A 13867-nucleotide genomic window follows, 5' to 3' on the forward strand; every position below is an offset into this window, starting at 1 on the left:
CAGTGTTCTGCGGGTGGGGTCAGCCCTGGGTGAAGTAGCCGAAGAGGTCGGTGATCACGTGGGTGCTGCCGCCGTAGCTGTTGCTGATGCTGACGCGGCCGTCGGCGACGGGGGTGGTGACGTGGTTGGGCACGGTCTCACCGGGGCGGGTGTTGAGGCTGCTGGCCTCGGGCCGCGTGCCGCCGTGCCCGTAGACCGTGAGGAAGCCGGGCCCGGAGGTGTCGGTGGCGGTGACGTTCAGGGCTGCGCCGAGCGCGTTCGCCGGGATCCCGGTGACGGTGGTGGTCGCGCCGGGGTTCAGCTTGCCGGTAGTGCGGGTGTCGGCGAGGCGCTGGGGGACGGCGGGGGTGAAGAGGGCCTTGCCGTCCTTGGCGTAGTAGCCGACCGCGTCCAGGATCAGGTGGGTGGAGCCGGTGTTGGTGAACAGGGTGATGGTCCCGTTCGGGCCGACGGGGACGATGGCCTGGTTGGACTTGTCCTTGCCGGGTTCGAGGTTGAGGTTCGAGGTGGTGGGTCGCTTGGCCGGGTCCGGGTAGGCGATGACGTGGCCGTTCTCCGTCGCGCCCGTGCCGGTCAGGTTGAGCGCGACCGCGGTGGCGTCGGCGGGGATGCCGTTGACCCCGGCGACCTTGACGGTGCGGGTCCGGCCGCCGCCGAGGGCGCCGCCCGTGATCCGGGTGTCGACGACGCGGGTCGGGGCGAGCGGCGAGAAGCGCTGCCCGGTGTTCGGCTGGTAGTAGCCGACGAAGTCGACGATCAGCGCGGCCTTGCCCGAGTTGAGCTGCGCGGAGACCTTGCCGTCGGCGCCGATCGGGACGGTGACGGTGTTGGACGAGGTGCCGCCCGCCTTGACGTTGACGTTCGAGGTGACCGGGCGCGGCTGGCCGGAGGGCCAGACGCCGAGGTGGGTGTCCTCGGTGGCGCCGGTGACCGTCACGTTCAGGACCGCCGCGGACGCGCCGGCCGTGTGGCTCGGGCCCCAGCTGTAGTGGGCGACCGGCAGGATGATCGGGGTGGCGGTGCCGCCCTGGACGGGCGCGTTGGTGGTGCGGGTGTCCAGTACGCGGGACGGGGCGACGGGGACGTAACCGGCCGGGGTGTAGCCGACCTGCACGGTCCGCTCGGCCGTGGACGTGGCGCCCTTGGCGTCCTGGAGGGTCACCGTCACCTTGTACGTGCCGGGCTGCTTGTAGGCGTGGCGGGTGATGATTATCGGGTCGCTGACCTCCTTGGCACCGTCACCGTAGTCCACGTCCATCCGCACGATCGGCCACGGCGTGGCGGAGGTCCGTGGGTCGACCTCGATGGCCAGCGGAGCCACGAACACACTCTGGTCGTCCGGGTTCGGCAGGTACGGCCTGGTGGTGAAGGCCGTGGTCAGCGAGCCGGCCGCGGTCACCTTGGCCGTCACGTAGGTGAAGACCTCCTGCCTGACGAGGTTGGACGCCGTCACCTTGACCGTGCACTCGCACGGCTTGCCGTACACGTGCTCGGCGGTGGCGGCCTGGGTGACGACCGGGGCGGTGCCGTCGCCGAAGTCGTACTCGTAGGTGAGCGCGGCGAGCCAGCGGCTGTCCGCGGTGGCCTTCACCTTGAACGTGGTGCCGGCCGGGGCCGAGCCCGGTTCGAGCTCCGCCCGGACGCCGCGCAGGTCGTCGTACAGTTCGAAGGCACCGCGGTCGAGGTAGCCGCCGTCCTTACCGGTGTTGGGTACGCGCGGGTCGTCCCCGATCTGCCGGCCGAAGTAGTCGGTGAGCAGGACGCCCGGCGCCGTCGCGTCCGCGGAGTCGACCGTGGGGGAGCCGTCCACGGCGCCGACGCCCTGCGCCGACGGCGTCAGGATGTCGTGCGCGCCCTGGCCGGTGCCGGCGTGGAAGGCCGCCTGGTCCGGGTAGGTGGTGCCGGCCCACTTGTAGGCCACCCGGTCGGCGGTGAAGGGGCCGGTGATCAGGTTGTAGTCGGCGCGGGTGTCGGCGGCCGAGGTCTGCGCCACCTCGATGCCGTAGCGCGGACCGGGGTCCCCGCATCCGGCCTCGAAGTCGGTGTGGACCACGTTGTTGAACAGGGCGGAGCCGGTGGAGCCGCCGGTGAGCTTGATGCCCGCCTCGCAGTCGCGGCGGATGGTGTTGTTGGTGACGACCAGGCCGGTCGCGTCCCACGCGATGACCGCCGGGTGGACGTAGCCCTGGATCTCGTTGCGGCTCAGTACGACGTCGCGCGCGCTCTCGACCCGGACGGACGTGCTCAGCTTGCTGTGCTTGAGGCGTACGTTCGCGCTCCCCCCGTCGACCGTGACGGAGTCGGGGTTGCCGGTGACGGCGATCCCGCGGAGCTCGATGTCGGTGGAACCGGTGACCCGGACGCCGGCCGGGGCGTCCAGCCCGATGACCGTCACGTGGGAGGTGCCGTTGATGGTCAGGGCCTTGCCCGGCGCCAGCTTGAACTTCGGGAGGGCTTCCATCCCTTCGGACATGAACGTGATCGGCTTGCCCGGCTGCCCGGGCCGATTGATGGTGACGGCCTCGTCGTAGGGCGTTCCCGGCACGATGAGCACGGTCTGGCCCGGCTGTACGGTCTTGGCCGCGGCCGAGATCGTGCAGAAGGGAGTGCTGCCCGAACCGGGGCCGCTGTCCGAGCAGCCGGAGTGCGCGGCATGGTTCACGTAGAGGTAGGTCGGGATGTCGGCGGCGGCCGCGGTGGCCGGCAGGCCGAGAAGGGAGACGAGACCCGCGGTCAGCAGGACCGTCGCACGAGTGGGACGCACCAGGAGTGTTCCTTCGAGCAGAGGATGGCGTGGGTCGCCACGGGCGCGGCGCTTCGCGACCTGTCAATGCGGCCAGTTCCCCCCGGCGGCAGTCGGGCACTCGCGAAACCCGTAGCGGCAACGATCATCATCCACTTTCGGACAGTCGCTGTCACTTCCGATGGTCATATCGGAGCGTCGGATCCTAGGTGTTGAGCTCCGCCAGGACGCGCAGGGTGTGCGGGTCCGGGGCCGTCACGAGCAGGTCCGTGACCGGGCCCTTGCGCCACAGCTCCAGCCGCTCCGCGATCCGCTCCCGCGGGCCCACCAGCGAGATCTCGTCCGCGAACGCGTCCGGGACGGCGAGGACCGCCTCCTCCCTGCGTCCGGCGAGGAACAGTTCCCGGATGCGGCGGGCCTCCTCCTCGTACCCCATCCGGGCCATCAGGTCGGCGTGGAAGTTGCGGGCCGCGTGGCCCATGCCGCCGATGTAGAAGCCGAGCATCGCCTTGACCGGAAGCAGCCCCTCGGCGACGTCGTCGCAGACCCTGGCCCGAGCCATCGGCGCGATCATGAACCCTTCGGGGAGGTCGGCCAGCGAGGCCCGGTAGACGTCGGTGCGGGCCGGCGACCAGTACAGGGGGAGCCAGCCGTCCGCGATCCGCGTCGTCTGGGCGATGTTCTTCGGCCCCTCCGCGCCCAGCAGGACCGGCAGGTCCGCGCGCAGCGGATGGGTGATCGGCTTCAGCGGCTTGCCGATGCCGGTGCCGTCCCCGCCCCGGTACGGGTGCTGGTGGAAGCGGCCCTCCAGCGCGACCGGGCCCTCGCGGCGCAGCACTTGCCGGATGACGTCGACGTACTCGCGGGTCGCGGTGAGCGGGCTCGCGGGGAACGGGCGCCCGTACCAGCCCTCGACCACCTGCGGTCCGGACAGGCCCAGGCCCAGCATCATCCGGCCGCCGGAGAGGTGGTCCAGGGTGAGGGCGTGCATGGCGGTCGCGGTGGGGGTGCGCGCCGCCATCTGCGCGATGGCCGTGCCGAGGCGGATCCGGGAGGTGTGCGCGGCGATCCAGGTGAGCGGGGTGAAGGCGTCCGAGCCCCAGGCCTCGGCGGTCCACACCGAGTCGTAGCCGAGGTTCTCCGCCTCGGTGGCGAGGGCGAGGTGGTCCGGGTGGGGGCCGCGGCCCCAGTAGCCGAGTGCGAGTCCGAGGCGCATGTACGGTCCCTCCGCGATGCCGGCAGTCATTTCTGACGATGCGTCAGGTGACTGTAGGGCAACGGCCCCCCGCCCGGAAGGGCGGGGGGCCGTCGGCCGGGCGGAGCGGGGGATCAGCCGCGCTGGATGCCCGAGGTGTCGTTCAGGACGCCGCGGCGGCCGTCCTGGGTCTGGGCGATCAGGGTGGCGGCGTCACGCTGCTCGACGGCCAGGTACCAGGTGCCCGGGGCGAGTTCGGCGATCGGGGTGGGGGAGCCGTCCTCGGGGAAGAGGGGGCGGGCCACCGGAACGGCGAACCAGAACGGGGTGAAGTCGCCCGCCGGGGCGGGCGCCGGAGCCGGGGTGTGCTGGGCGTTGTCCTGCGGAGCCGGGGCCGGGGTCGGCGTGCCGCCGTACGGCGGGACCGGCTGCGGGGTGGAGCCGTACGGCTGCTGCTGGCCGCCCGGGTAGCCGTAACCGGCACCCGGCTGGGGCTGGCCCCCGTACGGCGGGACGGCGGCGGGCTTCGGCTCCGGCACCAGCTGGCCGGCCAGCGCCGGGACCTTCGCGCCGGCCACGGCCACGCCGGCCAGGGCCAGGGTGGCGAGGAAGGCGAGGATGGCGCCCGCGCCGAGGTCGATCGTGCTCGGGCAGGTGATCAGGGCCCACAGCGCGGACCAGGCGGCCGACACGGCGAGCACGGTGCCCCAGGCCGCCATGGGGAGGCCCAGGACCTTGCGGGTCTCGGGCTGGAAGCGGCCGGCGATCAGCAGGCCGGCGGCGATGAAGCCGAGCAGGAAGACGCTGGGGAGCACCAGGCGGTAGGCGTCGGTGTCCCATGCGCTCGGGAGGTCGCCACCGGTGGTGGAGTAGAAATCGAGGAACGAGGCGATGAACAGCAGCGCCGCTGCTCCGATCACCACGCCGTCGCCTCGAGTGAGGGAGCGGATGTTCACGTCTTAGGTGTCCTTCTCGGTCTCGGTCGTCTCGTGGTACCGCGGTCGCAGAGCTTGCCTGGGAGCGGGCGGGCGGCACCATGGTACGGAGGTCTCGCGCGACCGAGAGGATCGGGGCTGCGAGCAGTCCCGGCGGGACCTCCGGTGGGACTACCCGCCGAGGAACCCTACGATGCCGTCCGCGATGCCCTGGGCCGCCTTCTGCCGCCACTCCGGACTCGTCAGCTGCGCCGCGTCCTTGGCGTCACGCATGTTGCCGCATTCGATGAACACCTTGGGCCGGGTTGACAGGTTCAGTCCGCCGAGGTCGTCGCGGACGACCAAGCCGGTACCGCCGCCGAGGTAGTTGGCGGGCGCCGATCCGGTGGTCCGGGCGAAGTTGCCGGCGATCCGCTCGCCGAGCCGCCGGGAGGGTTCGACGATCGCCGCGGTGTCGGCGGCGCCGCCCTTGACCTTGGCGGGGAGGATGAGGTGGAAGCCGCGGTTGCCCGCGGAGACGCCGTCGGCGTGGACGGAGACCACGGCGTCGGCCTTGGCTTCGTTGCCGATGCGGGCGCGCTCGTTGATGCAGGGGCCCCAGGGGCGGTCGGCCTCGTGCGTGAGCACGACCTTCGCGCCCTGGGCCTCCAGGACGGCCCGCAGGCGCACGGAGACGTCGAGGGTGAACTCCGCCTCCATGTAACCGGAGTTGGTGGTGGTGCCGGTGGTGTCGCACTCCTTGAGGCCGGTGCCGATGTCCACCCGCTTGTTGATCTCGTCGGTGTGCTTGAAGTTGCCCGTGTTGTGGCCGGGGTCGATGACGACGGTCCGGCCGGCCAGGGCCTTGGCCGGGGCGGCGGGCGCGACGGGGCTCGGGCTCCCGCTCGGGCTCCCGCTCGGGGTGGTGCCCGGGGTGGTGCCGGGCTTCGCGTCGTGCCCGGCCGCGGTCCCGGCCCCGGTCAGGACCTGGGTCAGCAGCCAGGCCGCCAGGCAGGCCGGTGCCAGCGCCGCGACCGCGACGACGTGGGTGGAGCGCCGGGTGAACCAGGGCCGGTCGGAGGGGGCCGGCGAGGCGGACCCGGAGGGCGGGGGAGTGTCGTGGTAGCGCACGCCGCGATGCTAGACCGGGGTCCCCCGGGCCGGACGGACCCTGGGCCATCCGAGGGCGCGGTGCGATTGTCGGTTAAGCGCCGGGGGTGGGTCCGGGCGGCCCTCAAGCTCCGCTAGGGGCACGCCCCAGCGGTGGCCGGGGGAGTGCGAGGCGCGGGGGTCCGAGGACGGAGCCTCCGCCGGTCCAGGGACGGAGCCCCTGCCGATCCTGGGACGGAGCCCAGTCCGGGGACGGAGCCCCTGCCGGTCCGGGGCGAGCGGGTCGGGGGCGTCCCGGGGGCCGGCTTCGCGCCGCGGGCTAACGGCGGCGCAGCACGCGCAGGGAGTCGGTCACCGAGATCTCCTCGAAGGCGCCGGAGGCGAGGGCGCGCAGGTAGATCCGGTACGGGGCCTGGCCGCCGTCGGCTGGGTCCGGGAACACGTCGTGGATGACGAGCGTCCCGCCCTCGGCGACGTGCGGGGCCCAGCCCTCGTAGTCGCCGGTGGCGTGCTCGTCGGTGTGGCCGCCGTCGATGAAGACCAGGCCGAGCTTGCCGCCCCAGGTGGCGGCGACCTGCGGGGAGCGGCCGACGATCGCGATCACGTGGTCCTCCAGCCCGGCCTTGTGGAGGGTGCGGCGGAAGGTGGGCAGGGTGTCCATCAGGCCGATCTCCGGGTCCACGACCGTCGGGTCGTGGTACTCCCAGCCGGGCTGCTGCTCCTCGCTGCCGCGGTGGTGGTCCACGGTGATCGCGGCGACGCCGGCCTCACGGGCGGCGTCGGCCAGCAGGATGGTGGAGCGCCCGCAGTACGTCCCGACCTCCAGCAGCGGCAGCCCGAGCGTCGCCGCGGCGGTGGCGGCCTCGTACAGGGCGAGCCCTTCCCTTACGGGCATGAACCCCTTGGCGGCCTCGAAGGCGGCGAGGGTCTCCGGCTTGGGGGTGGCGGCCATGGGTTCCTCCTGAGCTGCGGCTGGTCGGCCCATGCTGCCTTACCGCTGAGTAGCGGTCCATGGCGGGTCCCGTGGTCCGGTGCGGCGCCATTGCGGGGGCCCTGCCCCCGAGCCCCCGCGCCTCAAACGCCGGCGAGGCTGAAAAGACCCGGGGCTCCGCCCCAGACCCCGCGCCTCAAACGCCGGCGAGGCTGAAAAGACCTGGGGCTCCGCCCCAGACCCCGCGCCTCAAACGCCGGCGAGGCTGGAATTGCCCTGCGGGCAATCCAGCTCCGCCGGGCAGGCGGCATCAGCCACATCCAGCCCCGCCGGCGTTTGAGGCGCGGGGTGCGGGGCGGAGCCCCGGGCTTGTAGCCGCACCCGCGTACCCGGGACGCTCAGCGGCCGAACAGGCGGGACAGGCCGCCGCCCCCGTCGGCTCGGCGCTGCTCGCGCACCGCCCGCCGGAACTCCGTCCGGGTCTCGGACACCTCCTGGGCCAGCCAGCGGCTGCCCGCGAGGAAGGGGAGCCGGTGCAGCAGCAGGTTCATGTGCGCCAGCGCGCTCGCGGGATCGCCCGCCTCGCCGATGCTGCGCAGCACGCGGTGGGCCACCTCCGGGTCGCCGTGCTCCGCGAGTTCGGCGAGGTCCGGGAAGAGCCGCCAGTACAGCGGCGCGGCGGCGGCGAAGTCACCGAGCAGCCAGGCGTCGTGCGCCAGCCGGCGCCGTACGTCCAGCAGGACCGGACTGTCGGCGCTCAGCGCCCATTCCAGGTCGGGCAGCAGCGGCCCCAGCCAGGCCCGCTCGCTCTCCGCCCGCTCACGGGTGCGCGCGTCCCACTGGCCGTCGCGGTCGCGGGAACCCCGGTGCATGGCCGAGGCCAGGTGGTAGCGGGCGGTCAGCGTGACGGTGGCGTGCGCGCCGAACACCCGCGTCGCCTGCCCGATGATCTCGCGCAGCTCCTCCTCGTGCCGGCGGCCGTCGCCGGGCCCGAAGGCGGCGGCCTCGCCGACGTACGTGGCACGCGCGGTGATCGTGTCCGGGTGCTCAAGTCCCAGGACCCGCACCATCCTGGGCAGGATGCGCTCCAGCTCCGTGACGGACCGCCCCCGGACGCGCATCGCGTGGTGGTACGCGGCGCGCATCGTGAGCGGGTCCTGCGCGCCGAGCTCCTCGGCCAGGTCCGAGGTCAGCATCCCGAGCCGTTCCACGACGTCGGCCGGTGCGTCCTCCAGCAGCTGCGTCAGCCTGCGCCCCAGCATGGTGCGGACCGGATCGCCGGCCTCGGTGTGCACGGTGGGGGAGTACGACGGCGGAGCCGGCCAGGCAGCCACCGGCGCGGTCACGGGCGCGGTCACCGGCAGGGCGTCGGCGCTGCCGGAGTCGGCCGTCCCACCCCGGGCGATCTCCGCCAGCCGACGGGACACCTCGCCCGCGCTCTCGGGGCGCTCGCGAGGGTCCTTGGCGAGCAGGTCGAGCACGAGGGAGTCCAGCGCGGCCGGCAGCCCCGCCCGCAGGGAACCGGGTGCGGGCGGCTGCGTCGTGAGGTGCTGGGCGAGCAGCTCGTGCATCTCCCGGGCGGGGAACGGGCGGGCGCCGGTCAGCAGCTCCATGAGGACGCAGCCCAGGGCGTACAGGTCGGCCCGGCCGTCGACGGGCACGCCGTCCGCTCCCCCGGTCCACCGCTCGGGTGCCATGTACGGGAACGAGCCGATGATCATGCCGGTGGCCGTCAGCTCCGTACCGGGTCCGCCCCGGGCCTTGGCGATGCCGAAGTCGAGGACCTTCGTCACCCCGCTCCCGGTGACCATCACGTTGGCCGGCTTGATGTCCCGGTGGACGATTCCGGCGTCGTGGGCGGCCCCGAGCGCGTCCGCGATCCGCGCGGCCCAGTCCAGCGCGTCCGCGAGCGGCGGTACGCCGGCCTCCAGGACCTCGGCCAGGCTGCGGCCCTGGAGCAGCTCCATGACGAGGAAGACGGCACTGCGCCCGGCCCGTTCCGTACGCCCGAAGTCGTGGACGGTGGCGATGTTGGGATGCGCGAGGTTCCCCGCCAGGCTGGCCTCCCGCTCGAACCGGCGGGTCTCCTCGGGCGTCTGCGGATATCCGATCTTGACGGCGACCTGGCGGCCCACCCGGCTGTCCTCGGCCCGCCACACCTCGCCGAAGCCGCCCTGGCCGAGCAACTCCTCCAGCGAGTAACGGCCTTCGATCAGTTCCCGCACGCTCCCGGCCCCCGTCACTGCATGATCCACCCCGTTCGGCAGAGCATTATCGCCGAGTACGAGGGGCCGGGGGCTCAGTGCGTCACGCGTCGCACTCGAACCACACCGTCTTGCCCGTGGGCAGCGGCACCGTGCCCCAGCGGTCGGTGACGGCCTCGACCAGGAGCAGCCCCCGGCCGCCCTCGGCGAGCTCCCCGTCGCCGCGTGTCACCTGGGGCGGGGAGGAGCAGCCGTCCGACACCTCGACCCGCACCCCCGCCCGCCGGCACTGGATCAGTACCGAGCAGTCCCGGCCGGGGACATGGCGTACGACGTTGGCGACCAGCTCGGTCAGCGCCAGCTCGGCGGGGTGGGTCAGCCCGCCGAGGCCCCAGCTCGCCAGCATCATCCGCAGGACGCGCCGCATGTGCCGCGCCGAGTGCTCACCGACGGTGAAGCCCATGCGGTAGCTGTCGCCGATCTCCGTGGGGGAGAGGTCAGTTGCGTGATTCATGTCACCAGGCTGCGGTGGCGTGGTTACGCTCGGCTACAGACCGAAACGAACGCCGCACGGCGTGAACTTGGGGGTGACCGCCTCGTGGTCAACATCCGCGATCTCGATCCCAGCGCATCGCCGCTGGACTACTACGGCTCGGAACTGCGCCGCCTGAGAGAGGACGCGGGGCTGAAACAGGGAGCCCTGGGCGGGATCGTCTTCTGCACGGGTTCGCTGATCGGGCAGATCGAGACGGCGCGGAAGGTCCCGACGCGGGACTTCTCGGAGCGGGTCGACGCGGCACTCGGGACGGGCGGGGTGTTCTCCCGCCTGGTGGGGCTGGTCCTGCGGAGCCAGCTGCCGCACTGGTTCCAGGCGTACGCGGAGATGGAGGCGAAGGCCGAGTACATCTCGACCTTCCAGTCGCAGCTGGTCTACGGGCTGCTCCAGACGGAGGCCTATGCGCGGGCCCTGCTCGGCGTCGACCGCCCTGGCCAGGTCGACGAGCTGTTGGCGGCCCGCATGGAGAGGCAGCGCATCCTGGGACGCGAGCACCCACCGGCCCTATGGGTGGTGCTCGCCGAGGCGGCGTTGCATCAGGAGGTCGGCGGGCATGAGGTCATGCGAAACCAACTCGCCCACCTGTTGACCTTTCTGGAACGGCCGTGGGTGCAGGTTCAAGTGCTGCCCTTCTCGGTGGGACAACACACAGGAATGCTCGGGTCGTTCAACCTCCTCCGCTTCGAGGACGACCCGGACTTGTTCTACGAGGAGGGGTATGCGCAGGGTCACATGACCGCCAACCCGTCACTGATCAAGGAACGTTCGGTCGGCTACGCTCGGCTGCAAGCCGAAGCACTCTCTCCGGAGCGCTCGGTCGCGCTGATCGCTCGCGTAATGGAGGAACGTTATGGGGAACGGACTGGACCTGACGAGCGTGCAATGGCGTAAGTCGTCCTTCAGCGGAACTACAGGCGGCGATTGTGTCGAGTGCGCCCCCCTCGGCGCCGCCTGGCGCAAGGCCTCGTACAGCGGCAACACCGGCGGCGACTGCGTCGAAGTCGCCACCCAACCCACCCAGGTCGCCGTGCGCGACTCCAAGAACCCCGACGGCCCCGCCTTCACCGTGAGCCCTGCCGCCTTCGCAGCGTTCGTCGGCTCCCTGTAGGCGTGGAGCAGATAGGGCCGTTCCGTACGGTCTCGGTGCTCGGCCAGGGCGGGATGGGCCGGGTGGTGCTGGGGGTGGCGCCGGACGGGCGGTACGTCGCGGTCAAGCAGGTGCACGCCGAGCTGGCCGAGGACGAAGGGTTCCGGGCGCGGTTCCGCCGCGAGGTGGACGCCTCGCGGCGGGTGGCGGGCGGCTACACCGCGGCCGTGATCGACGCCGACCCGGACGCGGAGACGCCGTGGCTCGCCTCGCAGTTCGTGCCGGGGCCCTCGCTGAGCCAGGCCCTGGAGGCCGCCGGGCCGCTGCCCGAGGAGGCGGTGCGGCGGCTGGCCGCCGGGCTCGCGCACGCCCTGACCGACGTACACCGCGCGGGTCTGATCCACCGGGACCTCAAGCCGTCCAACGTGCTGCTCGCCGAGGACGGCGTGCGGGTCATCGACTTCGGCATCGTGCGGGCGGTGGGGGACCAGACCCGGATCACGCACACGGGCGCGCTGATGGGGTCGCCCGCGTTCATGTCGCCCGAGCAGGTCCAGGGGAAGGAACTGACCCCTGCCGGCGACGTGTTTTCGCTCGGAGCGACCCTTGTCATGGCCTGTACGGGGAAGCCGCCGTTCGCCGCGGGCTCCGTGCCGCGGCTCTTCCACGACATCGCGTACGGCGAACCCGACCTGAGCGCCGTACCGCCCGGCCTGCGCGGGATCATCGAGCCCTGTCTGGCCAAGGACCCGGCCGACCGGCCGACGCCGCAGGAGCTGCTCGAGCTGATCGGCCCCGTCGAGCCGTCGGCGCGGCCGTGGCCGGAGGCGGTGAACACGCTGATCCACGACCAGCTGGTCGTGACGGGCGCGCTGCTGCGCCAGGCCACGGGTCCCGAAACGGCTCCCGAAACGGCTCCCGCAGCGGTCCCCGTGTGGCGCCGCCGATGGCCCCGGCCGGTGATCGCAGCCGTGGCGGGCGTGGCGGCCGTGGCCATCGTCGGGCTGACCGTGGGGCGGCCGTACGTCGTGGAGGAATACCGCGAGATCGTGACGGAGCTCCGTACGACAGGGCTGGCGAAGCAGCAGGACAAGTACCGGACGACGCCCCCGTCCTGCGGAGAGGTCTCGGACAAGCTGCGCGTGCCGTCCGATCTGGGCCCCCCGAGCGGCGGGACCGGACCCGTCGAGAAGTACGGCTCGACCTATTCCCGCTGCAGCTGGAGCAACCGGACCGGTGACGCGATCGAGGCGGAGTGGAAGGTCTTCTCGACCGGGAAGGGTGAGGGCACCGGGGCCGAGCAGGCGAAGAAGTACCACGAGGTCATGTGGGAACGCGGCCGGACCCGGCGTGACCTCGACCTCGGGTTCGCCGATGAGGGGATGTGGCGGCCGCCCAAGGACAACGAGGACCCGAGCTGCCTCCTGTACGTACGGGACGTCAACATGGCGGTCCGGGTCGCGGTGACGGGCCCCCACTACCCGTCCGACGGCTGTGAGGCCGTCACCCGGGATCTCGCCGCCTCGGTCGTGAAGTCGGTGGGGAGCCGATGAGACCGCTCAAGGAGTCCGATCCGGCCGCGGCGGGACCGTACCGGCTTCTCGCCGAGCTCGGCCGGGGCGGCATGGGCCGTGTCCTGCTCGGCGCCGCGCCGGACGGGCGCCTCGTCGCCGTCAAGCTGGTGCACGCCCGCCTCGCCGACGACGAGGGGTTCCGCGTCCGGTTCCGGCGCGAGGTCGCCGCCTCGCGGAAGGTGTCCGGCGCCTACACGGCGGCGGTGATGGACGCCGACCCGGACGCGCCGGCGCCGTGGCTCGCCTCGGTGTTCGTGGCCGGGCCGTCGCTGGGCGCCGCGGTCGAGGGCGGCGGGGCGCTGCCCGAGGAGACCGTACGCCGCCTCGCCGCGGGTCTGGCGACTGCCCTGGTGGAGATCCACCGGGCGGGACTCGTCCACCGGGACCTCAAGCCCGACAACGTGCTGCTCGCCCAGGACAGCGTGCGGGTCATCGACTTCGGCATCGCGCGGGTGGCCCGGCCCGGCGAGGTCACCGAGCTGACGCAGGCCGGGACGGTGATCGGCTCGCCCGCCTTCATGTCGCCCGAGCAGGCCGAGGGCGGCGAACTGACCCCGGCGAGCGACGTGTTCTCCCTGGGGTCCGTCCTGGTCCTGGCCGCGACGGGCCGCAGCCCCTTCGCGGCGGCGACGATCCCGCTGACGCTGTACAACATCGTGCACACCGAACCCGATCTGGGCGCCCTCCCGTCGGGACTGCGCGGCATCGTCCGGCGGTGCCTGGCCAAGGACCCGGCGGCCCGGCCGTCCCCGGCCGGGCTCCTCGACCTGATCGGCCCGGTCCTCGCGAACGGCGACACGGGCTGGCCGCCGTCGGTGCACCGGATGGCGGCCGCTCAGCAGGCGGACGTGGACCGGCTGCTCCAGGGCGCGGAACGCACCGTCCTGTGGGACCAGGGGGACGTGGCCGTGAACCCGGCCGCGCCGACCGTCACCGCCGCGCGCGAGACCGGCCCGGCGGGGAGGCCCGCGCCCCGCGGCCGGAGGCCCGGCAGGACCCGCCTGCTGCTGGCCGCCGGAGTCCTCGTGGTGGCCGGCGCCGGTATCGGTGCGGCCTACGCGCTGCGCTCGCAGCCTCCGCAGCGGCCCGCCGAACCCGACAAGTACCTGGTGATGCCGACCTGCGGAGAGGCGGCCGGGAAGCTGCCGCTGCCGGAGCGGGACACGTCGATGGACAGCGGCAGCGGAGGGCCCGACCACGCGAACCTCAGCTGCTTCTGGCGGCGGGCGTACGACGTCGTCGGCGGCGAACCCGAGCCGCCGGCGCACGCGACCATCGAGTGGTACCTGAAGCGCAGCGGCCGCACTCCCGGCAGCGGGAAGGAACACCGGAGCAAAGGCTTCGGCAGCGGGCGGACCGAGACCGGTCTGGGGGCCGGCGACGCCGCGTACTGGGGCACCTCCCCCTGGCACGAGCAGACCTGCATGCTGTACGTCCTCGACGGCAACCTTGAGCTGAGGGTGGGCCTCGCCGGCCCGGAGCACCCCGCCGCGACCTGCGAGACCGAGGCCAAGGAGATCGCCCGGGCCGCGCTGGCGGCGATGCCCCGCTGA

At 72.9% G+C, this 13867-nt stretch carries 11 protein-coding genes; 4 read left to right on the forward strand and 7 right to left on the reverse strand.

Going from position 1 to position 13867, the window contains the following annotated elements:
- Nucleotides 1–19 precede the first annotated feature (19 nt).
- From ACGFYQ_RS02780 to ACGFYQ_RS02810, 7 genes are all read right to left on the reverse strand, one after another.
- On the reverse strand, nucleotides 20–2764 hold the full coding sequence (locus ACGFYQ_RS02780) for a PKD domain-containing protein (RefSeq protein ID WP_393739178.1): 2745 nt from the start codon (nucleotides 2762–2764) through the stop codon (nucleotides 20–22).
- A 184-nt stretch (nucleotides 2765–2948) separates the two neighbouring features.
- Nucleotides 2949–3959, reverse strand: a complete 1011-nt coding sequence (locus ACGFYQ_RS02785) for an LLM class F420-dependent oxidoreductase (protein WP_393739180.1) — start codon at nucleotides 3957–3959, stop codon at nucleotides 2949–2951.
- A 113-nt stretch (nucleotides 3960–4072) separates the two neighbouring features.
- On the reverse strand, nucleotides 4073–4894 hold the full coding sequence (locus tag ACGFYQ_RS02790) for a hypothetical protein (protein ID WP_393739182.1): 822 nt from the start codon (nucleotides 4892–4894) through the stop codon (nucleotides 4073–4075).
- Nucleotides 4895–5044: 150 nt separating this feature from the next.
- Complete coding sequence (locus ACGFYQ_RS02795; protein WP_393739184.1) at nucleotides 5045–5983, reverse strand: N-acetylmuramoyl-L-alanine amidase; 939 nt, start codon at nucleotides 5981–5983, stop codon at nucleotides 5045–5047.
- A gap of 298 nt (nucleotides 5984–6281) precedes the next feature.
- Nucleotides 6282–6914 (reverse strand): class I SAM-dependent methyltransferase, encoded by a 633-nt coding sequence (locus ACGFYQ_RS02800; RefSeq protein ID WP_393739186.1) that lies wholly within the window; start codon nucleotides 6912–6914, stop codon nucleotides 6282–6284.
- Nucleotides 6915–7291: 377 nt separating this feature from the next.
- Nucleotides 7292–9118: a protein kinase gene (locus ACGFYQ_RS02805; protein ID WP_393739188.1), complete on the reverse strand. Its 1827-nt coding sequence runs from the start codon at nucleotides 9116–9118 to the stop codon at nucleotides 7292–7294.
- 82 nt (nucleotides 9119–9200) lie between these two features.
- Entirely contained in the window at nucleotides 9201–9611 is a 411-nt protein-coding gene (locus ACGFYQ_RS02810; RefSeq protein WP_393739190.1) for an ATP-binding protein, read from the reverse strand.
- 84 nt (nucleotides 9612–9695) lie between these two features.
- On the opposite strand from ACGFYQ_RS02810, the gene ACGFYQ_RS02815 reads away from it, so the two are divergent.
- From ACGFYQ_RS02815 to ACGFYQ_RS02830, 4 genes are read left to right on the forward strand one after another with little or no spacing between them, the layout of a single operon-like run.
- Nucleotides 9696–10544 carry a helix-turn-helix domain-containing protein gene (locus ACGFYQ_RS02815; RefSeq protein WP_393739192.1) on the forward strand — a complete coding sequence of 283 codons (849 nt, stop codon included), beginning with the start codon at nucleotides 9696–9698 and terminating at the stop codon, nucleotides 10542–10544.
- Complete coding sequence (locus ACGFYQ_RS02820) at nucleotides 10504–10761, forward strand: DUF397 domain-containing protein (RefSeq protein WP_393739194.1); 258 nt, start codon at nucleotides 10504–10506, stop codon at nucleotides 10759–10761. The genes ACGFYQ_RS02815 and ACGFYQ_RS02820 overlap by 41 nt, the downstream gene beginning before the upstream one ends.
- Nucleotides 10762–10763: 2 nt before the next feature.
- Nucleotides 10764–12293 (forward strand): serine/threonine-protein kinase, encoded by a 1530-nt coding sequence (locus tag ACGFYQ_RS02825; protein WP_393739196.1) that lies wholly within the window; start codon nucleotides 10764–10766, stop codon nucleotides 12291–12293.
- Nucleotides 12290–13867, forward strand: a complete 1578-nt coding sequence (locus tag ACGFYQ_RS02830) for a serine/threonine-protein kinase (protein ID WP_393739198.1) — start codon at nucleotides 12290–12292, stop codon at nucleotides 13865–13867. The genes ACGFYQ_RS02825 and ACGFYQ_RS02830 overlap by 4 nt, the downstream gene beginning before the upstream one ends.

Source organism: Streptomyces sp. NPDC048258 (assembly GCF_043201995.1).
Classification (GTDB): Bacteria; Actinomycetota; Actinomycetes; order Streptomycetales; family Streptomycetaceae; genus Streptomyces.